This window comes from Chryseobacterium sp. C39-AII1 (assembly GCF_039672645.1).
Lineage (GTDB): Bacteria > Bacteroidota > Bacteroidia > Flavobacteriales > Weeksellaceae > Chryseobacterium.
In genome coordinates, this window is record NZ_JBDFPQ010000001.1 from 160,378 (window position 1) to 184,620 (window position 24,243).

Consider the following 24,243-nt stretch of genomic DNA (forward strand, 5'->3'; position numbering starts at 1 on the left):
TGTTACTTTAAGATGTTGATTTTATAAGTATTAATTTTTTAAAATCGGAACGTTAGAACATGCTTCCCCAAACATCAAAGATTTCACGATCGGTTGCAATTGTTCTACCAATTCGATATAAGCATTATTTGGAATTTCTTTATCTGAACAGCCTTTTACCAAAACTCTTTTTCCAATCATTTCATCAAAATCATAACTTTGAATGGCCTGATGCATCAGGATAACTTCCAAATCTTCTTTATTTCCAAAAACGATCTTTTTAGTAGCATCCGTAAGTTTAGCCGTAATCAGAAAATACGCCCAAAGTGGAACAATGGCATCTGCCGAATTGTAAATATAAACGTAGCTGTCTCTGTATTCTTCAACGTCGATAGCCGCTACTTTTTCACGAAAATCTTTTTCTTTCAAAATCATTTCCATGAAAAGAAAATCTTTAAGATCGATTCCTTTTCTAGCGCCTTTCGGAAGGAGTGTTGCAAGGTCGAAGTTGATTAAACCGCTCTCCGCAACTTTATTTCGGATTTCAAATTCTTCTGACATTTTTTATCATTATCTTTGAACAAATTTACAAATTAAGATTCAACAAACGATTAATTTGTTCTCTATTCCCGTCATAGAAACCTCCCATAACTTAGGTCTTTGTAGGGATAAAAATAAAAGATTTCAGAAGAAATGAAATATTACATTATTGCAGGCGAGGCTTCCGGAGATTTACACGGAAGCAATTTGATGAAAGCTTTAAAAGAGAAAGATCCCCGCTCAGAATTCAGATTTTGGGGTGGCGATCTGATGAAAGCGCAGGGCGGAACCTTGGTGAAACATTACCGTGATTTAGCTTTCATGGGTTTTTTGGAAGTAGCCATGAATCTGCGAACAATTTTGAATAATATTAAGTTTTGCAAGGAAGATATAAAAAATCATCAACCTGATGTTTTGATTTTGGTAGATTATCCGGGATTCAATTTAAGGATTGCAAAATTTGCTAAAGAATTGGGAATAAAGGTAATTTATTACATTTCTCCACAGCTGTGGGCTTGGAAAGAGGGTCGAGTAGAGATCATTAAAAAATATGTGGACGAAATGATGGTCATTCTTCCATTTGAGGAAGATTTCTATAAAAAACATGGGGTTCATTCGCATTTTGTGGGACATCCTTTGTTGGATGCTATTTCAACTTTACAGGATATTAGTGTTGAAAATTTTAAAGCAGAACATCAATTAAACGAAAAAGAAATCATTGCACTTTTACCGGGATCCAGAGCACAGGAAGTGGAAAAAATGCTTGAAATTATGCTTTCTGTTCGTCCTTATTTTAAAGAATATCAATTTGTTATTGCCGGAGCGCCAAGTCTTCCGAAAGAGTTTTATCAGAAGTATGTAGATGATAATGTGCATTTTGTCTCTAATAAAACTTATGATTTGCTGAGATGTTCAAAAGCAGCTTTGGTGACTTCAGGAACAGCAACTTTAGAAACTGCTTTGTTGAATATTCCGGAAGTAGTTTGTTATCGTGGAAGTAAAATTTCTTATGCGATTGCTAAAAGATTGGTTAAAAATATCAAGTATATTTCTTTGGTAAATTTAATTATGGATCGGGAAGTGGTGAAAGAATTGATTCAGAATGATTTGAATACAAATAATCTGGTTGAAGAATTAAAGAAAATTCTCGAAACTGATAAAAGATCTCAAGTTTTGGCAGATTATGAATTATTGAGAGAAAAACTGGGCGGAAAAGGAGCCAGCGAAAATGCGGCTGAGGTGATTTTAAAAGTTTAAAATATTTATAATAATGATATGAACCGTGGAATAATATTCCGCGGTTTTTCTTTTTTAGAATGAATTTAAGTTACTTTAATAAGTTTCAATTCGCTGATTTGTGAAATTTTATCTCATTCATTATTTTTGGGTAACACAAATTTTGAAATTGAATAAACAGCCGCTTTTAATTCTTGTAATCTGCTTTATCCTTGGAATATTTTTTCAGGATCAATTTTCTTTGGATGAAAATTTTATCTATTGGATTATTGGCTTTTGTGGATTAATTTTAATTTCTACATTCTTCAAATCTTTCTTTTTTCATAAAGCAAAACCGTATTTACTAGGTTCAATGTTCTTCGGAATCGGAGTTGTGCTACATTTTTTCAATTCATTTTCTGCACAAAATATTTCGGTTGCTAAAAATGAAACCATTGTTTTCAAAATTTCTAAAAAATTGAATTCTAATGAGAAAAATAGAAAATATGAAGCGGAAATTCAGGTAGGAAAAGAAAATTTCAATGCAATAATTTATATTCCTAAAAGTGAAAGAGAATTAGATTTCGATCATTATTATAAATCAGTAGCATATATTTCAAAACCAAAATCTCCAAAATATGATTTTCAGTTTGATTATTCCAAATATCTTCAAAGAAAAAATATTGAATATCAATGTTATATCAACGATGAGGTTTTTTCTGCTGAAAGAAACGACTTAAGTTTAAATGAAAAATTTTCACAAGAAAGACTGAAAGTTCTTCAAAATATTGACAAAACAAAAATGTCGGCTCAAACTAGAGAATTTTTAAAAGGAATTATTCTCGCCGACCGAACCGAAATAGATTCACAAACGGTTCAGGATTTTAATAAATCCGGATTAGTGCATTTTCTGGCAATCTCAGGAACGCATATCGTTGTGATTTTTGGATTATTCTACTTTTTACTGATTAAAATTTTACCACTGAAGTTGCGAAAGTATGCCATTATTTCAAGCTTAATTTTCATCTGGTTGTTTACCATTTTCATTGGTTTTGGAAGTTCGGTTGTGCGTTCCAGCATTATGTTGAGTGTCTATTTTACCTCTGTCTTGCTTCAAAGAAAACCAGATTTGCTGCATTCTTTGTCGTTATCGGCTTTTATCATTTTAATTTTTGATACTCAGCAGCTTTTTGATGTTGGTTTTCAACTGAGTTTTTTAGCAGTTCTTGGAATTTTCTGGCTGAATCAACCGATTTTAAATTATTTACCAAAGCAGAATAATTGGTTTAAAAAATTAATTTTCAACACGATCTCAATTTCTATTTCAGCGCAGTTGGCGACGCTTCCGTTGGTTTTGTATTATTTTCATCAGTTTTCGTTTATTTCGATTGCTGCTAACTTTTTCATTGTTCCGTTTTCGGAAGTCATTATTGTGTTTTCATTTTTAATGACGGCTTTGATTGCTTTTAATCTTGATTTTGGCTTTTTAAATATTGTTTATGATTTCATTATTCAGATCTTACTGAAGATCATCCACTGGTTTGCGGACTTCGAAAATTTGTTTTTTGAGAATATTTCCATGAATTTGTTTGAGGTATTTTCGCTCTTCGCAATCGTTTACATGTTGAGTTTTGCCATATTAAAATTAAATCTTAAAAATTCTGCGAGATTGATAATGACCATTTTTGGTTTTCTTTTGTTGCGAACAGGTTTTAATTTTTATGAAAACAAAAAGACGGAAATTTTAGTCCATGATTTTAACAAACACGTTATATTTTCTGTGAAAAAAGGTGACGAAGCTTGCTTTTGGATTAACGAAGATTCAGACAAAGAGAAGATTACGAAATTCATTATTGCTCCGTATGCCGCTTCAAGACGTTTGAATAAAACAGAAGTGAAAACTTTTCCTACGGATACCGAAAAGATTGTTTTTAATGGTGAAATTTATCATGTCAAATAATTGTTAAAATTTTTGTTTTTCCTTTATTTATAACCTTTTAAATTCTTATTTAGAAAGATTACAAACTGACTAATTGTGAGATTTCTCACTTTTTGATATTGTTAACATTTCTTAATTTTGTGGAAATTCAAATTTAAACTTATATGGCAGGTTTAACGAGTTCTACGATAGGTAGAAAATATGCTATGGCATTATCAGCTCTATTTTTGCTGATTTTTCTTATACTGCATTTGACGACCAATTTGTTATCAGTCCTGAACCGCGATGCTTTCAATACAGCATCAGATTTTATGGGCTATAATCCTTTTGTGCAGTTCTTAATGCAGCCTGTTCTTGGTTTTGCAGTTATTTTCCATTTCATTATGGGATTTGTGTTGGAAATTAAGAACAATAAAGCGCGTCCTGTAAAGTACGCTGCAAACAACGCTTCTGCGAATTCTTCATGGATGTCTAGAAATATGATTATTTCTGGTGCTGTTGTTTTGGCTTTCTTGGCGCTTCACTTGTATGATTTCTGGTTACACGAGATCACTTACAAGTATGTGGAGGGAATCGCTCCTGACGCAGAACGTTTCTGGCCGGAACTTCACGAGAAGTTTGCAGATCTTTGGAGAGTGGCTATTTATGTAATTGCTTTTGTTTTATTGGGATTACACTTGGCTCACGGTTTCCAGTCTTCATTCCAGTCAATTGGGGCGAGACATCCAAAATATACTCCGGTAATTAAAGCTGTTGGAAAATGGTATTCTATCCTTATTCCTGCAGGGTTTATTTTTATCGCAATTTATCACTTTGTAACTCAATAATATCAATATACTAATATGAGTAAATTAGATTCAAAAATTCCGGCGGGTCCTTTAAAGGATAAGTGGAAAAATCATAAAGACCATATGAACCTTGTTGCACCAAACAACAGAGATAAGATTGATATTATTGTTGTTGGTACAGGTTTGGCAGGTGGTTCTGCTGCTGCAACTTTGGCAGAGCAGGGATATAATGTAAAAGCATTTTGCTATCAGGATTCTCCAAGAAGAGCGCACTCTATTGCGGCTCAAGGGGGTATCAATGCAGCTAAAAATTATCAGGGAGACGGAGATTCTACATACAGATTGTTCTATGACACAATTAAAGGGGGTGACTATAGAGCGAGAGAGGCAAACGTTTACAGATTAGCTGAAGTTTCTGCAAATATTATCGACCAATGTGTTGCTCAAGGTGTTCCTTTCGGACGTGAGTACGGAGGTCAGTTAGATAACCGTTCATTTGGTGGGGTTCAGGTGAAAAGAACTTTTTATGCTAAAGGACAAACAGGTCAACAGTTATTACTAGGTGCATACTCTGCAATGAGCCGTCAGATCGGTAAAGGGAGAATTAAGATGTACAACCGTCACGAAATGATGGAGTTGGTAATTGTAGACGGAAAAGCAAGAGGGATTATCGCAAGGAACTTGGTGACAGGTGAAATCGAAAGACATTCTGCTCACGCTGTAGTTATTGCTTCAGGAGGTTACGGAAACGTATATTTCCTTTCTACAAACGCAATGGGATCAAACGTTTCTGCAGCTTGGAAAATCCACAAAAAAGGAGCGTATTTCGCAAACCCTTGCTACGTACAGATTCACCCGACTTGTATTCCGGTTCACGGAACACAGCAGTCTAAATTAACTTTGATGTCTGAATCTCTTAGAAACTCAGGAAGAATCTGGGTTCCTAAGAAAATTGAAGATTCAGTAGCGATCAGAGAGGGTAAATTAAGACCTGAAAATATTAAAGAAGAAGATAGAGATTATTATTTAGAAAGAAGATATCCTGCATTCGGAAACTTGGTGCCTAGAGACGTTGCGTCCAGAGCGGGTAAAGAAAGATGTGATGCCGGTTACGGAATCGAAAATAATGATACTAAAGAGGGAGTTTACTTAGATTTCTCTACAGAGATCATCAAAAAAGGTAAAGAAGCCGCTATCGAAAAACATATTCACAATCCTACAGATCAGCAGATCTATGATTTAGGGAAAGCTTGGGTTGAGGAAAAATACGGTAACTTATTCGTAATGTACGAGAAAATTACTGCTGATGATCCTTACAAAACGCCAATGAAGATTTATCCTGCAGTACACTACACAATGGGGGGTGTTTGGGTTGATTATAACTTACAGTCTACGATCCCTGGATGTTTCGTAATCGGTGAAGCTAACTTCTCAGATCACGGAGCCAACAGATTGGGAGCTTCTGCGTTGATGCAAGGTTTGGCAGACGGATATTTCGTGCTTCCTTATACGATCGCAGATTACCTTTCTGCAGACATTAGAACAGGCGCGATTCCTACGAATTCTGTGGATTTTGACAAAGCTGAAAAAGAAATTAAAGATAAAGTACAATTCTTCTTAAATAATAAAGGAACTCATTCCGTTGATTATTTTCACAAAAAATTAGGACACATTATGTGGAATAAAGTGGGAATGGGAAGAACTCCAGAAGGGTTGAGAGAAGCGATTGCTGAAATTGCTCAGGTGAAAAAAGAATTCTGGGCAGACGTGAAAGTGCCTGGAGATGCAGACGGAATGAACACTGAGCTTGAGAAAGCGTTCAGAGTGGCAGATTTTATCGAGCTTGGACAATTAATGGCTATCGATGCTTTACACAGAAACGAATCTTGTGGAGGACACTTCAGAGAAGACCATGCAACTCCGGAAGGGGAAGCAGAAAGAGATGATGTTAACTTTAAATATGTTGGAGCTTGGGAATATCAAACTGATGATATCACCACAGAAGTTCTGCACAAAGAAGACTTGATCTACGAAAACATTGAAGTTAAAGCAAGAAGTTACAAATAATCTCCAACCTATAAATAAATAATTATGAGTGCAAAAAAAGGCCTTCATCTTACCCTAAAAATTTGGAGACAAAAAAATAGCAAAACTAAAGGTCAGTTCGAGACCTACAAAATATCAGATGTTTCTACAGATTCTTCTTTCTTAGAAATGTTAGATATTTTGAATGAAAATATCATTAACGAAGGAAAAGAACCTATCGCTTTCGACCACGACTGTCGCGAAGGAATCTGCGGTATGTGTTCTCTTTATATCAACGGTAGAGCGCACGGTCCTGATACTGGTATCACGACTTGCCAGCTTCACATGAGAATGTTCAAAGACGGTGAAACAATCGTTATTGAACCTTGGAGAAGTGCTGCTTTCCCTGTTATTAAAGACTTAATGGTAGACAGAAGCGCATTCGACAGAGTAATGGCTGCAGGTGGCTTCATTTCGGTGAACACTTCAGGAAATACTTTGGATGCTAATGCCATTCCTGTTCCTAAAGAAGATGCAGACAAAGCAATGGATGCTGCGGCTTGTATCGGATGTGGAGCTTGTGTTGCGACATGTAAAAACGGTTCTGCAATGTTATTTGTGGGAGCTAAAGTTTCTCAGTATGCTCTTTTACCTCAAGGTAGAGTAGAAGCGAAGAGAAGAGTTCTGAACATGGTGAAAGCGATGGACGAAGAAGGATTCGGTAACTGTTCAAACACAGGCGCTTGTGAAGTAGAATGTCCGAAAGGAATTTCTCTTGAAAACATCGCGAGAATGAACAGAGAATACATGGCAGCTCTTGCTGACAGAGGATAAAACCTGTTTTAAATAAATAAAAAAATCGTCTCCTCACCGGATGGCGATTTTTTTTAGTTAAATCTTTCATAAAAGTACTATTTAGTTGCTTTTAGTTTAGTTAAAAACTTATTTTTGCGTAATTATAAAATTCAAAATGAAAAAATATCTTTTATTGTTTATCATCGCGATTTTTGCGATGTCTTGCTCTAAAAAAGTTGAAGTAAAAGGAAAAATCACGGGAGGTTCTCCGTTGGAGAGAATAGAATTCATCGAAGCTTCAGGGGTGGCTACATTACCTTTGGCGAATATCGGAATGAAAAACGACGGAACGTTTGCAGGAAGCTTTGAAGCTCCTAAAAACGGGATGTACGTAATCTCTTATGGTGGAAAACAAAATTTAATTTATTTAAAAGCTGGTCAGAACCTTGAAATTTCCGGAAACGGAGCTACATTCCCTTCGGAATATGTAATTACAGGTGATGCCAAAAAGAATAATGATTTCTTTACAGCTACTCAAAAATATCTTGCTGATTATGCTCAGAAGGTAAACATGAACGATCTGATGACGAAAGACGAAGCTACATTCGTAAAAGGAATTCAGAAGGTGGAGACTGATATTAATAAAAATATCGACGAAAACGCTAAAAAATTCAGTCCGGATAGCGAAGTTATCAAGTGGAAGCAAAATGATATTAAAAGCACATTGCTTTCTATCATGGGACAATACGAAATGATGAAAAAGCAGATGTCTGGAAATCCATCTTTCAAAGTAGCTAAAGTTTTTACAGATTACGAAAACAAGCTTCAGGAAAATAAGGATGAAATGGTAAAAGAAAATCCTGCGTACAGAAGCTACCTTTTATCAAAAATGAGCCCTGATTTCCAAAAATATGCGGAAGCAAAAAGCAAAGGGAAAACAGATATCACAACTTCTGAATTATTCAGCCAGTTCTTAAAAGAGAAAAAAGAAGTTTCTCAGCTAACGAAAGATTATCTTTTGGCTTTTGTAATGGCTCAGTCTGATATTCACCCGGGTACTCCTGCGAAGACGATGGACAAGGTGAAAAAAATCATCGATGAAGATATTAAAGATGCAACGATTAAAAAAGATTTAGTTCAGATTCAATTAGCAGTAAACGGATTGAAAATTGGTGAAGTTGCTCCGGATGCATCATTAGTGAAGCAAGACGGAAAAGCTTACAAGCTTTCTGAAAACAAAGGAAAACCTTATATGATCGCATTCTATGCATCTTGGAATCCTTATATCGGTGAAGCTACAGTTCCAATTTTGAAAGAAGTGGTGAACTTTTACAAATCTAAAATGAACTTTGTTTTTGTAAATGTAGATGATACGAAAGATCAGTTTATCAAAACAAGCAACTCTTTATTAAAAGGTATTGCAGGAACAAATGTTTATGCAGAAGGAGGTTTAAACTCTGATATCGCTAAAAAATATGGAGTATATGCTTTTAAATTGCCAAACTTCATTATCGTAGATAAAGACGGTAAAGTGGCTTCAAGATCTTTTGTGAATCTTGGTGAGCAGGAATTGGTAGAGATCTTAGATAAGCAAACAGGTCTTTCTGCTCCTAAAGTTGCTCCACAAGCACAAATGCAGCCAGGATTGAATATTGATCCTTCTGCGGCTCAGCAAGCTCCACAGCCTGCAAATCCGCAACCGGCTCCAACAAAATAATTTATATTGAATATAGATAGAAACCTTATCTTCGGATAAGGTTTTTTTTATTGTATTTTTGCAAGCTGAAACAGAAGTGTTTCGATTAGAAAAACAGAAATTTTTAGAATGGGTAGGAAGAATAATAAGAAAAATTTAATTCTTGAAAATATAAAGCTCTTAAACGCAGGGGCTAAAGGTGTTGCGATCGGAAGAACGGAAGAAGGAAAAGCGGTGATGGTTTCTGGAGCGATCCCAGGTGATATTGTGAATGTAAGGGTGAAAAAAGCAAAGTCTAAATATTTTGAAGGCGAGGCTGTGGAAGTGATTGAAAAATCTCCTTACAGAGTAGAGCCGGAATGTATTCACTTTGGTGTTTGTGGTGGTTGCAAATGGCAGAATATGAGCTATGAAAAGCAATTGGCATTCAAACAGGAAGAGGTTTATAACAATATTAAAAGAATTGGCGGAATTGAAGATTTTGAAACCGTTCCGATTTTAGGTTCTGAAGAGCAGTATTTTTACAGAAATAAAATGGAATTTTCTTTTTCCAATGCCCGTTGGCTGACTCAGTATGAGATCAGTTCAGAAGAAAATTTCGGAAGTAAAGATGCCCTTGGATTCCATATTCCGGGAATGTGGAGCAAAATTCTTGATCTTAAAGAATGTTTCCTTCAGGAAGATCCTTCCAATGCTATCAGATTAGCTGTTAAGAATTATGCAGTAAATGAAGGACTGGACTTTTTTGATGTTAAAAATCATGACGGTTTTTTAAGAACTTTAATGATGAGACAAAACTCTAAAGGGGAGTGGATGGTTCTTTTCCAGTTGTATAGAGAAGAAAAAGAAAACAGAGAAAAGCTTTTCGAATTTGTTCTGGAGAAATTTCCACAAATTAAAACGTTGGTATATGCCATCAATCCTAAACCAAATGATTCTATCTATGATTTGGATGTAAATGTTTATTTTGGTGATGGATTTTTAATGGAGGAAATGGATGGATTGAAGTTCAAAATAGGACCGAAATCTTTCTTTCAGACCAATTATAAACAAGCATTAGAATTGTACAGAAAAACCCTTGAATTTGCCGATTTAAAAGGTGATGAAGTGGTTTATGATTTATATACCGGAACAGGAACGATTGCCCAGTACGTAGCAAGAAATGCGAAGCAGGTTATAGGTATAGAGTCTGTTCAGGAAGCTATTGATGCAGCTATCGAACATGCTGAACTGAATGGTCTTACGAATACAACGTTCTATTGTGGTGATATGAAAAATGTTTTCAATGATGAATTCCTTGAAAATCATCCGAAAGCAGATGTTTTAATTACCGACCCGCCAAGAGACGGTATGCACCAGAAAGTGGTTGAGCAGATTTTAAAATTATCACCGGAAAAAGTGGTGTATGTAAGCTGTAATTCTGCGACTCAGGCGAGAGATTTAGCCTTAATGAAAGATCATTATACCGTTGTTAAAATCTTGCCGGTAGATATGTTCCCACAAACGCACCACGTTGAAAATATCGCGTTGTTGATTAAAAAATAATTTAATTAAATTTGAATTTCAAATTTTAATATGAAGTACTTTAAATTTTTCCTGATGATCGGTTTTCTCAGCATGCTTGTGTCATGCGGAGGCGACGATGATATTTGTGAAAGTGGCGAAGGAACACCCCGAATGAAGGTTTCCTTTAAAAGAGGAGATAAAGAAACCACATTGGATTCTATTTATGTGGCGGTAGACTACGGTTCGGGTAAAGTTCAGCTGGGCGGAACCAAAACGGCCACTTCACGCCTGGTTCCTTTAAGAGTGGATGATTCTCCTTATACCGATGTGTATTTTAGACTCACCAATAAAGGGCAGGAGTCTCATGTTAAAGTTAGTTACACCACCAAATCTACTTACGTATCTCCGGGATGTGGAGTGAAAAAGGATTACGAAAATTTAAGTTCAGAATTAATAACTGCTACGCCGGTTTTATCGGTAGAAACCGCACAAAATTTTATAGAGAATGAAGACAAGACTAATCTATACCTTATTTTTGAGTCTTTGTAGCTTGCTGAGTTTCGCTCAGAACAAGAAAGAGGAAGCAGAAAAAGAGAAATGGAAGTATAAACCCAATTTCATGGTTGGTGCGGATGCTCTGAATCTGGGAGTTTCATTCTTTTCAGACAGAATGCTATATCAGGGATTTATATCTTCACAAATAAATAGAAATGTGCATGCGGTAATTGATGCCGGTTTTGAGAAGAATATCTACCAGAAAAATGGCTATGATGCGAAGGTAAATGGTCCGTTTTTAAAGCTAGGTGCTTTTTATATGTTGGCTAAAGATACAGAGAACGAATTCAATGGTTTTTATGCTGGTGGAAAAGTAGCCGGATCATTTTATAGTCAGGAATATATGTCGGTTCCGGTGCGTGGTTATGGAGGAAGTAATGCTTCGGTTTCATATCCGTCTTCAACCCAATCATCGTATTGGATCGAAGGAACAATTGGTGGTAGAGTGCAGCTATTCGAATCTAATTTTTATATAGATGTAAATCTTCAGCCTAAATATATGGTTTTCACTACAAAACAGGATGATATTCAACCCATGATCGTCCCGGGCTTTGGAAGAAGTTCGTCAAAGTTTAATATGGGATTTGCATGGAATTTGGCGTATAAGTTTTAACGAATACGCGGTGTAGGTCTCTTTTTAATTATACCATTATTAAGTACATTATATAATGCCTCCAATTCTTTTGGGGGCATTCCTGCATCAAAAGAAGAAGATTTGTATTGCTTTCCATCCACTGAAATAATAATAGATGAAGCTAAAGCTCTGTCTGAAAATCTGCCAGTAGTAGGCGATTCGTAAGTTGAGATTTTTTCTAAGTCAATTAAAGAAGCTTCCTTATCAATGTTTTGCCATTGTTCAGACGTGATTGATGAAGTAGTAATTTCGCCATTCACTGAAACAGTTTTGGAAAATGGAGTGAAGGTTATCAACTTGTTTGTTCCTCTTGTTTGTTCTGTGATCTGTATTTTTTCTATTTTTGAATTTTTTGAAGTTATATTTGTGTTATTTGTTTGTTTTTCTTTATTCTGTTGAGAAATACATTTTAAGTTTAATAACATTAAAAAGGATAGAGTGAATAGCAGTTTGATTTTCATTTTGCTTTGTTCTAAATATTTAGCTTTTTAATTAATAATTAATTAAAAATTGTGCCAAATGTGATATATTTGCAAAATTAAATAAATTTATAGAATGCGAAAATTTACTATTTCAAAGACTCTATTTTTATTACCAATATTATGCGTAGGTATTTTTAATGCTCAAGTTCAAAAAGGTAATAAAATTATTAAAAAAGAGTTTAAGTTTGCTAAAAAATCGGCAGGGGAGCTTGCGAAGACGGAGGGTTTTGATAGGTGCTCTACTGTAGAATATGAAAACTATTTGAGATCAAAAAACCCTAAAAGGTTGACAGATGCACAATTTGAAGCATGGCTAGCTCCTTTGGTAGAAAGAACTAAAGCTAATAAATCTCAAAATGGAAATATAATTACGATTCCTGTTGTTGTTCACGTAATTCATAGTGGACAAAATGTTGGTGTAGCACCAAATATCGTTGACGAGCAAGTAATGTCTCAGATTACGGTTATGAATAATGATTACCGAAAAATATTAAATTCTCCTGGATATAATACAAATCCGGTAGGGGCAGATACTCAGATTCAATTTGTATTGGCTAAAGTAGATCCGAACGGAAATCCTACAAATGGTATTGATAGAGTAAATCTTTGCCAAGATAGTTGGTCTCAGTATGATATAGATGACTATGTGAAACCTACAACAATCTGGGATCCTACTCAATATATGAATATGTGGAGTGTAAATTTTGCTGATGCTTCATTGTTAGGATATGCTCAATTTCCTTCAAATTCTACATTAGCAGGTTTGGATCCAGATATGGGAGATGCAAATACAGATGGTGTAGTGGCAAACTTTGCTACGTTTGGAAGTAGTGATTATAATACAAATAATAACTTCTTACTTTCTGCTCCTTATGATAAAGGTAGAACAATGACCCATGAAGTGGGACACTATTTAGGATTAAGACATATTTGGGGAGATGCATTATGTGGTGATGATTATTGTGCAGACACTCCTGTACATAGAACTTCTAACGGAGGATGTCCTACGCATCCAAGACCTAATATATGTGGAACAACAGACGAAATGTTTGAAAACTATATGGATTATACTAATGATGCATGTATGAATATTTTCACAAATGATCAAAAAACAAGAATTACGACTGTAATGAATAACTCTCCTAGAAGAATGGAGTTGAAAACGTCATTGGCAGATCAACCTATTCCTTTATTTGCTAATGATGCTGAAATTAAATTTGATGGAGGGTGTGCTTCTGGAAATTGTGGGGGGGGAGTAATTCGTCTATCATTATATAATAGAGGTACAAGTACACTTACTGCTGCTACAATTTCTTATTCAGTTAATGGAGCAGCTGCTCAAACTTATAGCTGGACGGGTAGTTTAGCCCAAGATAAATATAGTGTTATTTCTATTCCGGTAAGTAATTTAACACCAACATCTCCTGTAACGGCTTCTATTAGTTCTGTAAATGGAGGAGCTGATCAAAGAACTACAAATAATACGGTGAGTGGCAATTATAATAAACCAACAGCTCCTGAATATTTTGCGGGTGCAACTACAGTTACATTTAAACTTCAAAGGGATTACTTTGGCTCAGAGACAATGTGGACGCTAAAAAATAGTGCTGGACAAGTTGTAAAATATGGTGGACCATATGCTGATGTAGAAGATGCGGATGAAGATACTCCTCTACCACCACTTATTACTCAAACATGGACATTGCCATTAGATTGTTATGTATTTACAATTTCTGATGCTTATGGCGATGGCTTAGATTATGGTGGTTATGTAGATTTATCTACTAATGGGGTTACAATTTATCATGCTGATACAGATATTGCAAGTTATGGAACTAAAGCTTTTACAAACCAAGTTTTAGCGGCAAATGAAGTATTTAAAAAAGACAATTTCAGCATCTATCCAAACCCAGTATCAGATATCTTGAATGTAACTAAAGTTTCAAACAAAGCTACTTACGAAATTCATAATACAGTAGGTCAGATTGTTAAAAAAGGAACTATTGATAATAATAAAGTAAATGTTGCTGAATTATTGAAAGGAAACTATATTATCTCTATAAAGGATAATAATATTTCAGAAAGTTTTAAGTTTATTAAAAAGTAATTAAGCTGAAATAAAAAACAAAAACCCCATGGTAATCATACTATGGGGTTTTTGTTTTACTTACCTTTTTGAAGTTTTTATTTAATATTTTTTTTGTTTAGAAACTTTTTTTTAAATAAAATACTTTTTTATAAAAACATATTTAATGGTAATACGATATGTTAATTTGATTAAGATCAATTATTTTACAGTCACCACCTGATAATTTTAATTTATTTTAAAATAAGTTAATTATTTCTTGTGATTTATTAAATACATGTTTATTTTTGGGATCAAATTTTTATCATATGAAAAAAATAATTACTGCCTTATTTTGTAGTTTGATAGGAGGCTCTGCTGTAGCACAATGGACTCCCACTACATTTGACAGACAAAAAGAAAAATTTTCTCATGTGCGCCAATATTATAAGTTGGATTTAGGAAAGATCCGAGAGCAACTTAAAAATGCACAAGAAACAGGTCCAAACGCTAAACCTGTAGAAATATCTTTACCTACATTACATGGGAAGGTAGAGAAATTTGCGGTTTATAGTTTCCCTGTTGTTGTAAAATCATTGGCGGAACAATATCAATTAGGTTCTTATGTGGGAGTTGGGATTGATGATCCTACAAAGTTTTTACGTTTTTCAGTAGCTCCAAATGATTTTCAATCTATGATTATCAAGGATGGAGAGTATGAATTTATTGAGCCACAAGATGCGGCTAAAACAGTTTATGGAGTACATCCTAAAACACAAGGAAATAAAAACGGATTTGCTTGTTCTACAAATGAGTCTCCAGAAGCTGTAAAACAGATTAATGGTTTGTTAGATAATGGTAAGTCATTTACTAATCAACCAACCAATTTTGCTAAAACTTCTGATAAGAAGTACAGAACAATGAGATTGGTAATGTCGGTTACAGGAGAGTATACGCAATATCATGGTGGAACCAAGGCAGGAGCATTAGCGGCAATTAATGCTACAATTACTCGTGTCAACGGTGTTTTTGAAAAAGATTTTGCATTACATCTTAATTTACAGGATTACGATAACGTAATTTTTACGGATGCAGCTACTGATCCTTATACTGATGCAGTACTACCTTCTCCACAAGTTGGAGGTGCGGCGGGAGCTTGGAATCTTGAATTACAAAATACATTAACCAATATGGTTGGAAATACCAACTATGACGTTGGTCACTTATTCGGTGCTACCGGTGGAGGAGGTAACGCGGGGTGTATTGGGTGTGTTTGTGTAGATCCTACTACAAATGTTCCTAAAGGAAAAGGTTCTGGATATACTTCCCCAGCTAATGGTGTTCCTCAAGGTGATACCTTTGATATTGATTATGTAGCTCACGAGCTTGGTCACCAATTGGGAGCAAACCATACATTTTCACAAAGTTTAGAGCCATACTTAGTAAACGTTGAACCAGGTTCAGGATCCACTATTATGGGATATGCAGGTATTACGGGTGCTAATACTGATGTTCAGGCAAATTCTGATTCTTACTTTCATAATGTAAGTATCAGACAGGTTCAAGCAAATTTAATTGCTAAAACTTGTGACGTTGAGACATCAATAAATAATAATCCGCCAGTAATTGATGCTTTGCCAACTTACACAATTCCAAAAGGGACAGCATTTGTTTTAACAGCGAATGCAACGGATCCTGAAAATGATCCTTTAACTTATACTTGGGAACAGGTTAATAGTGGGGAAATAGTTAATAACTCTACCACTGCGCAGGCTATTAATAAGAATAATATCGGAACAACAACTTACGGTGCTTCATTTAGATCATTTACTCCTACTACAAGCCCTACAAGATATTTTCCTAAATTATCTTCTGTTTTAGCTGGAGTTTTAGATAATTCAAACAATGGATGGGAATCTGTTTCTAAAGTTGCCAGATCTAGTAAATTTGCGGTAACTGTAAGAGATAACAATCCAGATATCATGCAACGTCAGACTCAATATGCTGAGCAAACAATTACTGTGGGTAATGATGGTCCTTTCCAACTTACTGTACCATCATATCTTGATTATTCTGCTCCTGTTAATATTACGTGGGATGTTGCAAATACAACGGCTTCACCATATAGTGTTGCTAACGTAAAAATTGATTACACGACAGATCCTACCGGAGCTTCATGGACGACTCTTGTTGCTTCAACACCAAATGATGGTTCAGAAGGTATTACTTTGCCTGCATCAACAAACGGGCAGAATATTAAAATAAGAATTTCTTCCATAGGAAATGTATTTTATGCTGTAAAAGCAGTAAATGTTACAGTATTTGCTACTTGTGGCGAAGCTGCTAAAGAGGTTACAACTACTAATATTACACAAAGTAGTGCAACTGCAAACTGGCCACCAGTTGTAGGAGCGACATCGTATGTTATTCGTTATAAGAAGCTTACAGATGCTACTTGGCAACAAATTACATCTAGTACAAACACAGCTTTCTTAAATAGCTTAGCGGATGGTACTGCTTATGAAGTTCAAGTAGCTGCTGTATGTTCTGGTACTACAGGAACTTTCTCTCCTTCTGCAAACTTTACAACATTAACTCTTGGAACTTATTGTGCAGTTTCTTCAGGTACTGCTGCTGATGATCATATTGCAAATGTTGCAATTGCAAATATTAGCAATACATCGTCTGCAAGTACTTATACTAGCTATGTTGCTAATTCTGCATTGCAAATTAATCTAGTTGCAGGTAGTACTAATACCCTTACGGTAACAAAAGGTTGGTTAAGTGGTACCACACCATACCCTATGGCTACATCAGCATGGATTGATTTCAATAGAAACGGAACGTTTGAAGATTCTGAAAGAATTCTGACTTCAACTGCTACTACTGCAAATCCTGTATCTACGACATTTACACTTCCTGCAAATGCAGTTACAGGTCTAGGACTTAGAATGCGTGTAGGAGCTCTATATACAAGCACATCAGGTTCTTATATCGGTACAGCTTGTGGAGTATATACAGGTGCCTATGGAGAATTTGAAGACTATAATGTTGTAATTGCTCCTCTTGTTTTAGCAACAAATGATGTTAAGAAAAAAGACAACTTTGGAATCTATCCAAATCCGGCATCTGATATCTTGAATGTAACTAAAGTTTCAAACAAAGCTACTTACGAAATTCATAATACAGTAGGTCAGATTGTTAAAAAAGGAACTATTGATAATAATAAAGTAAATGTAACTGAACTATTGAAAGGAAACTATATTATCTCTGTAAAGGATAATAATATTTCAGAAAGCTTTAAATTTATTAAAAAGTAATAAACTACTTTAAATACTGATGAATCCTCAAGTTTTACTTGAGGATTTTTTTTATTTTCAATCATAAAAAAGAAAATTATATTCATTTCGCAAAAAAAATAAAACGTTTGTTAAATTGATATTAAAAAATGATTAGATTTGTATTGTTAATATAATATTGAGAAAATTATGAAGAAAACCTTTACTTCTTTCTTTCTCCTTTTATTGTTTGCGCTCACACATGCACAGTGGAGCCCCAAAACATATAGCGGAGAGAGAATTAGAGGGAGTTCTGAGATTAAGAACTATTACTCTCTAGACATTCCTTTACTAAAGTCTCAATTGGCAAAAGCACAAGAAACGGGAAAAAATGCAAAACCTGTTACCATCTCTTTGCCAACTTTGGATGGGAAAATCGAAAAATTTGCCGTTTACAGCTTTCCAGTTGTAGTAAAATCGCTGGCAGATGAATATCAATTAGGATCTTATATAGGAGTCGGGATCGATGATCCGGGTAAATATTTAAGATTTAGTTTAGCGCCGAATGATTTTCAGTCGATGATTATCAAAGATGGCAAGTACGAATTCTTAGAACCAGTCGACAAAGACAAAACAGTTTACGGTGTGCATCCGAAAACTGATAAAAGCAATGAAGGCTTTTTGTGTTCTATGAATGAAAGCGCTTTATCTAAAGAAGAGATAAATAGGCTTTATGACAGTGGCAAATCATTTGCAAAAAATCCGACTGATTTTGCGAAGACTTCTGATAAGAAGTACAGAACAATGAGGTTGGCAATGTCTGTAACAGGGGAATACACTCAATATTTTGGGGGAACTGTTGCAGGAGCTTTAACTGCAATTAATGCTACCTTAACAAGAGTAAATGGTGTATTCGAAAAAGATTTTGCTTTACACTTAAATTTACAAAATTATCCTGCGGTAATCTATACGAATGCTGCAACAGATCCTTATTCTAATGCAGCAGCAGGTGTTGCAGGTGCTTGGAATAATGAATTACAACAAACGCTTACTGCGAACGTAGGAAATGCTAATTATGACATTGGTCACCTTTTCGGAGCTTCCGGAGGTGGTGGTAATGCAGGATGTATTGGTTGCGTTTGTATAAACCCAACAAGTAGCACTTCTAATCAAAAAGGTTCAGGATTTACTTCTCCTGCGGACGGTATTCCGCAAGGAGATAATTTTGATATTGATTACGTAGCTCACGAAATTGGGCATCAGCTTGGTGCAAACCATACTTTTTCTCACGGTTTGGAAACGGCTGGCGTAAATCAAGAGCCTGGTTCGGGATCGACAATTATGGGATATGCAGGAATTACAGGGGCTAACACAGATGTTCAACCACACTCTGATCCTTATTTCCATATTGCGAGTATCAAACAGGTTCAAGCAAATCTTATCAGTAAAACTTGTGATGTAGAAACTACAATCACAAACAATCCGCCGGTAATCGCGGCTTTACCTACATATAATATTCCGAAAGGAACTGCATTTGTATTAACAGCTTCAGCAACGGATGCTGAAAATGACCCCATGACTTATACTTGGGAAGAGGTAGATAATGCGAGTGTTACGATTAATAAAAATAATTTAGGAAATACAACTACAGGGGCTACTTTCAGATCGTTGTCACCAACTACAAGCCCTACAAGATATTTCCCAAGATTATCATCAGTATTAGCTGGTGTTTTAAATAATACAAACAATTTATGGGAAGCAGTTTCTACAGTAGCTAGAACAACTAAGTTTACAGTTACGGTAAGAGATAACAACCCAGTTCCTGAACAACAACAAACTCAATCTGCTGATCAGACGATTGTTGTTGGAAGTGACGGACCATTTAAAGTAAATACAACTACTGTATATAATAACGGCCCAACCAACGTTTCTTGGGATGTGGTGAATACTACTGCAGCTCCATATAACGTTGCTAATGTTAAAGTTGATTATACTTTAGATAACGGTGCTACTTGGACTACCCTTATTGCAAGTACTCCAAACGATGGTAGTGAGGCACTTAATTTTGGTGCTTTAACATTGGGAGCTACAGTTAAAATCAGAGTAAGTGCTGTTGGAAACGTATTTTATGCGGTGAGCACTGCTACTGTTGCTACTTTGGCAGCTTGTACAGGGGCAGCACCTACAAATATTGTTGTTTCTGGTATTACTCAAACTCAGGCAACTGTAACTTGGACGGCTCTTGCAAACGCTACTTACATGGTAAGATATCGCCCTGTAGGTTCAACGGCTTGGGTTGAAGTTGCTGCACCAGTAAACACAATCTTACTTACTTCTTTAACGGATAGTACTCAGTATGAAGTTCAGGTTGCAGTTATTTGTTCAGGTACTCAAGGAGCTTGGTCTGCTTCGGTGAACTTTACGACACTTGGGCTTAATTACTGTACAATGACCTCAAGTAACTTTGCTTCAGAATATATTTCGAATGTAACAGTTACTCCTACAGGAGCTGCGGCAATGAGTAATGACTCTGCAGGTTCTACTTATACAGATTATACTACAACGCCAAGTGCTTTAGTTAATTTAATTATTGGTTCTACTGGTAATACGGTTTCTGTATCTAAATTCTTCCCTGGAGGCTTTACTTATAGTGAGGCAGTAGGTGTTTGGATCGACTTTAACAGAAACGGAGTTTTTGAAGCTACAGAACAGGTAATGACTTCTCCTGCTAGTACAACTACTCCTGTTACCGCTACATTTGCTGTACCTGCAGGTGCATACAATGGTCCTGCAACTACAAGAATGAGAGTAGTAATGAAATATTCTACTCCAGCTGTAATGTGTACAAGCTTCGGAGATGGGGAGGTAGAAGATTATGCGGTGAAACTTATTCAGCCGATTCCTTGTACTTCGAATGCTCCTCTTAACCTTACAATTTCTAACATTACCGCTACATCAGCTTATGTAATGTGGGATCCTGCTACGGGAGCTACTTATGTATTAGAATATAGAAAAGTAGGAGATCCTACTTGGCAAAGTGTTCCTTTAACAGTGAATGCTTATAATATTCCGAATTTAACAGAGTCTACTCAATATGAAGTAAGAGTAGCGTATGTATGTTCTGGAACTACAGGTACATTTACAAGCCCTGTTCAGTTCTCAACACCGGCAGTAAATTACTGTACTGTGACTGGAACAAGTAGTAACGGATACATTTCAAATGTTACCATTTCGCCTACCAACTCATACGTAATGAGTAACAACACAACGGCAAACGGATATACAGATTATTCTGCTGATCCTACAAAATTAATAACATTAGTTCGTAGTACAGCAAATAACAATATCTCTATAAGCAAATCTTGGACAGGTACTTCTACAAGTTTAGCTGTTGGAACTTGGATTGACTTTAACAGAAATGGTATTTTTGAAACAAGTGAAAGAGTTATTAGTACTACAGCAAGTACTACAACACCTATTACGGCTACATTTACAGTACCAGCAACATCTTACAACGGGCCTCTTACACTTAGAATGAGAGTAATTGTTTCAACATCTACAATTACAAACCCTTGTACGAATGTAACCAATGGAGAGGTTGAGGATTATGCGGTGAAAATTGTAGACCTTCAGCCTTGTTCTTCGGCAGCACCTTCTCCTATAACAGTTTCTAATGTAACTGGGGCAACCGCTTTAGTTTCTTGGTTAAACTCTACGGGAGCAACGTATGCATTAAGATATAAAGCAGTGGCTGCTACAGTTTGGACTACGGTAAACCCTGCAACGAATCCATATACTATCACTAACCTAAATGGTCAGACTCAGTATGAAGTTCAGGTTGCTACTATTTGTGGTGGTACGCAAGGACCTTGGTCTACTTCAGTAACTTTCACTACACCTATTTTAACGTATTGTAGTTCTGGAACAAGCTCCGTGTCTGGTGGTTATATCAGCAATGTGACGATGACGTCTACGAACTCTATTCCTATGACGAATAACTCAGGGCCAAGCACCTATACAGATTATTCTAATGACAATACGAAATTGATCACAATGGTACGTGGAACTACAGGAAACGTACTTTCTGTAGGAAGAACATTTACGAATTCAGATACGTTCTCTACCAATGTTTGGATCGATTTCAATGGTGATGGAGTATTTAATAATGCTGCAGTAGGAACTGCAGGAGGAGAAAGAGTAATGAACTTAGGTTACTCTCAGACAAGTCCTCTTACTGCTACTTTTACGGTTCCGGCGAATGCTTATATCGGAACTAATAAAGTTAAAATGCGTGTAGTTGTATATTACCTTACACCTACAGACGCTTGTTCAGTACTTACAAGTAACGGAGAAGTTGAAGATTATGCTGTGAAGTTTGTAGACTTACAGCCTTGTTCTACAACGGCACCGTCTCCACTTGTTATCTCAAATATTACTGCTGCTACAGCTACTGTTTCTTGGCTTCCAACTACTGGTGCTACATATCTTTTAAGATACAGAAAAGTAGGTGATGTAGCTTGGATAAATACTATTAACCCTGTACCAGCTCCTGGAAACACTTATACAATTAGTGGTCTTGCAGAGCAAACTCAATATGAAGTACAAGTAGCATCAAAATGTGGTACTACTACAGGATCTTACTCACCGTCTACTACATTTACAACAACACCAATCAGTTATTGTAATATGACGGGAACAGGAACTAATGATCACATTGCAAACGTGACGGTTACTCCTGTGAGCCAAGGTCTTCCTGCGATGACGAATACTTCAGTTCAGACAAATTATATTAACTATGCTTCTACACCTTCAGCACTTGTTAATTTGGAAATTGGATCTTCTAATAACCAGATTTCAGTAACGAAAGGTTGGACAGGAGCTACACAAAGTGACGCGGTATCTGTTTGGATTGATTTCAACAGAAACGGTACTTTTGAAACTTCAGAGCTTATTCTGAATTCTGCAGCAAGTACTACTGCTACAGTAAACGGAACTTTTGCTGTACCTGCAGGAGCTTACAACGGTGCATTAACGACTACAATGAGAGTTGTACTAAGACGTACAAGTGCTCCTGTAATGTGTCAGAATCCGGCGAATGGTGAAGTGGAAGATTATGCAGTGAAATTAAGACCTTGTGCTACTACGGTACCTACAAACCTTACAATTTCTGCAATTACGCATAACTCTGCTACAGTAAACTGGACGGCTGCTACGAATAACATTACATTCTTAGTACAGTACAGACCGGTAGGTACTACAACTTGGACTTCTGTAACAGTGTCTACTATTCTTGGAAACATGCCTTTACAGTTAACTGGTCTTAATCCTGCTACAGCGTATGAAGTACAGGTGGCGGCAGTTTGTAACGGTGCTCCGGGAGTGTTTACACCAATCAAGAATTTCTCTACAAGATGTGATCCTACGCCGCCAAATGTTACAATTAGTAATATTACAACAAACTCGGCATTGATAACTTGGGCTCCACTTGTAGGAAATGCTACCTATGTAATGAGATACAGAAAAGTAGGTGCTGCAACTTGGGAACCAAACATCAACTTGCCAAACCCTCCGGCTAATACATACACGCTTCCTGGTTTAGATCCTTATACAACTTATGAGGTACAGATTGCAAATATGTGTAACGGTGAAACAACGTTGAATCCGTGGTCTAATCCTAAAGTATTTACTACGGAAAGAACTTGCCAGTTGCCTCCTCCGGGATTAACAATCACAAACATTACTCCAACAACAGCTGTAGTAGTTTGGGATCCTTTCCCAGGTGCAACTTATATCTTGAGATATAGAAAAGTAGGTATTCCGAGCTGGACGAATGTTCCTTCTTCAACGAATACAGTAACATTAACCAACTTGGTAGAATTAACGAAATATGAGTTACAGGTGGTAAATGTATGTAGCGGAACTCCGGGAACATACACACCTCCTTACTATTTCACTACGCCTACTGTGGTTTATTGTCAAATGCAGTCTGCTAGCGGAACAGCAAATTATATCTCAAATGTAACAGTGAAGCCGAATGGTAAGCCTGAGATGATTAATGAATCTAATGCTTCCAACTATTCAGACTTTACAGGAAATCCTAAGACATTTATTGAATTAATTCAAGGTTCTACAGGAAACGAAATCTCAATTGCTAAAAAATTATCAGGAACGAATAGTGATTCTGGTATCGCAGTTTGGATCGATTTCGACAGAAGCGGAACTTTCGATATCAATGAAAGAATTCTTGCGGTAGCTCCGAATCAGACAACACCAATCACCGGAACGTTCAACGTACCTGCTGATGCCTTTGTAAGCTTAACAGACTACAAATATGTTGTGATGAGAGTAGCATTGCAAAAAGGAGGAATTCCTGTGAATTGTACGAGCTTCCAGGCTGGTGAAGTTGAAGATTACACGGTAAGAATTTCTAAAACTCCGGTTGCTAATGCAACAAACCAAACGGATATTATGATTTATCCAAACCCTGTAAGTACAATATTACATGTTAAGAATATTAGCAAGAGAGCAACTTACAAGCTTTACAACGCTGCAGGTCAATTAGTATCAAGCGGTACTATTCTAAACAATAATATTGATGTTAGCAAGCTAATAAATGGAGTCTATGTGATAGACATTGAGGATGCTCAAGGTACTGCACAGAAGAAATTTATTAAACAATAAACGTTATTTATATTAATTATTCAAATCAGTCCTCAGAAATGGGGGCTGATTTTTTTGATTTAAAA

The 24,243-nt window shown here is 36.1% G+C and carries 14 protein-coding genes; 12 read left to right on the forward strand and 2 right to left on the reverse strand.

Annotated elements, in window-relative coordinates; translation table 11 throughout:
* Positions 1 to 30: 30 nt before the first annotated feature.
* Positions 31 to 540, reverse strand: coding sequence for a DUF2480 family protein (locus ABEG63_RS00675; protein WP_346582177.1), 510 nt, complete (start codon positions 538 to 540; stop codon positions 31 to 33).
* Positions 541 to 672: 132 nt separating this feature from the next.
* Here ABEG63_RS00675 and lpxB point away from each other — a divergent pair, with 132 nt between their 5' ends.
* The 9 genes from lpxB to ABEG63_RS00720 all read left to right on the forward strand — a co-directional run bounded on the left by lpxB (position 673) and on the right by ABEG63_RS00720 (position 11,651).
* Positions 673 to 1,776: a lipid-A-disaccharide synthase gene (gene lpxB / locus ABEG63_RS00680; protein ID WP_346582179.1), complete on the forward strand. Its 1,104-nt coding sequence runs from the start codon at positions 673 to 675 to the stop codon at positions 1,774 to 1,776.
* 142 nt (positions 1,777 to 1,918) lie between these two features.
* On the forward strand, positions 1,919 to 3,694 hold the full coding sequence (locus ABEG63_RS00685; RefSeq protein ID WP_346582181.1) for a ComEC/Rec2 family competence protein: 1,776 nt from the start codon (positions 1,919 to 1,921) through the stop codon (positions 3,692 to 3,694).
* Positions 3,695 to 3,837: 143 nt separating this feature from the next.
* Entirely contained in the window at positions 3,838 to 4,500 is a 663-nt protein-coding gene (locus ABEG63_RS00690) for a succinate dehydrogenase cytochrome b subunit (RefSeq protein ID WP_267402271.1), read from the forward strand.
* Positions 4,501 to 4,515: 15 nt separating this feature from the next.
* Positions 4,516 to 6,528: a fumarate reductase/succinate dehydrogenase flavoprotein subunit gene (locus ABEG63_RS00695; RefSeq protein ID WP_346582183.1), complete on the forward strand. Its 2,013-nt coding sequence runs from the start codon at positions 4,516 to 4,518 to the stop codon at positions 6,526 to 6,528.
* Between the two features lie 24 nt (positions 6,529 to 6,552).
* The gene (locus tag ABEG63_RS00700) at positions 6,553 to 7,320 is read left to right on the forward strand and encodes a succinate dehydrogenase/fumarate reductase iron-sulfur subunit (protein ID WP_039365171.1); all 768 of its coding nucleotides are present in this window, start codon (positions 6,553 to 6,555) and stop codon (positions 7,318 to 7,320) included.
* Between the two features lie 136 nt (positions 7,321 to 7,456).
* A complete protein-coding gene (locus ABEG63_RS00705; RefSeq protein ID WP_267402268.1) occupies positions 7,457 to 8,998 on the forward strand; it encodes a TlpA disulfide reductase family protein in 1,542 nt (513 codons plus the stop codon).
* 108 nt (positions 8,999 to 9,106) lie between these two features.
* Positions 9,107 to 10,522, forward strand: a complete 1,416-nt coding sequence (gene rlmD, locus ABEG63_RS00710; RefSeq protein WP_346582187.1) for a 23S rRNA (uracil(1939)-C(5))-methyltransferase RlmD — start codon at positions 9,107 to 9,109, stop codon at positions 10,520 to 10,522.
* A 30-nt stretch (positions 10,523 to 10,552) separates the two neighbouring features.
* Positions 10,553 to 11,032, forward strand: coding sequence for a DUF6452 family protein (locus tag ABEG63_RS00715; protein WP_346582188.1), 480 nt, complete (start codon positions 10,553 to 10,555; stop codon positions 11,030 to 11,032).
* Positions 10,989 to 11,651, forward strand: a complete 663-nt coding sequence (locus ABEG63_RS00720; RefSeq protein ID WP_267402265.1) for a DUF6048 family protein — start codon at positions 10,989 to 10,991, stop codon at positions 11,649 to 11,651. The genes ABEG63_RS00715 and ABEG63_RS00720 overlap by 44 nt, the downstream gene beginning before the upstream one ends.
* On the opposite strand, the gene ABEG63_RS00725 is transcribed toward ABEG63_RS00720, so the two are convergent.
* Entirely contained in the window at positions 11,648 to 12,133 is a 486-nt protein-coding gene (locus ABEG63_RS00725) for a hypothetical protein (protein ID WP_346582190.1), read from the reverse strand. The two genes, ABEG63_RS00720 and ABEG63_RS00725, sit on opposite strands and share 4 nt — an antisense overlap.
* A gap of 94 nt (positions 12,134 to 12,227) precedes the next feature.
* Between ABEG63_RS00725 and ABEG63_RS00730 the strand changes: the two genes are divergently transcribed.
* The 3 genes from ABEG63_RS00730 to ABEG63_RS00740 all read left to right on the forward strand — a co-directional run bounded on the left by ABEG63_RS00730 (position 12,228) and on the right by ABEG63_RS00740 (position 24,178).
* Complete coding sequence (locus tag ABEG63_RS00730) at positions 12,228 to 14,261, forward strand: M43 family zinc metalloprotease (RefSeq protein WP_346582192.1); 2,034 nt, start codon at positions 12,228 to 12,230, stop codon at positions 14,259 to 14,261.
* Between the two features lie 287 nt (positions 14,262 to 14,548).
* Complete coding sequence (locus ABEG63_RS00735; protein ID WP_346582193.1) at positions 14,549 to 17,539, forward strand: reprolysin-like metallopeptidase; 2,991 nt, start codon at positions 14,549 to 14,551, stop codon at positions 17,537 to 17,539.
* A gap of 168 nt (positions 17,540 to 17,707) precedes the next feature.
* On the forward strand, positions 17,708 to 24,178 hold the full coding sequence (locus ABEG63_RS00740; RefSeq protein WP_346582195.1) for a GEVED domain-containing protein: 6,471 nt from the start codon (positions 17,708 to 17,710) through the stop codon (positions 24,176 to 24,178).
* The last annotated feature ends 65 nt before the right edge of the window (positions 24,179 to 24,243 follow it).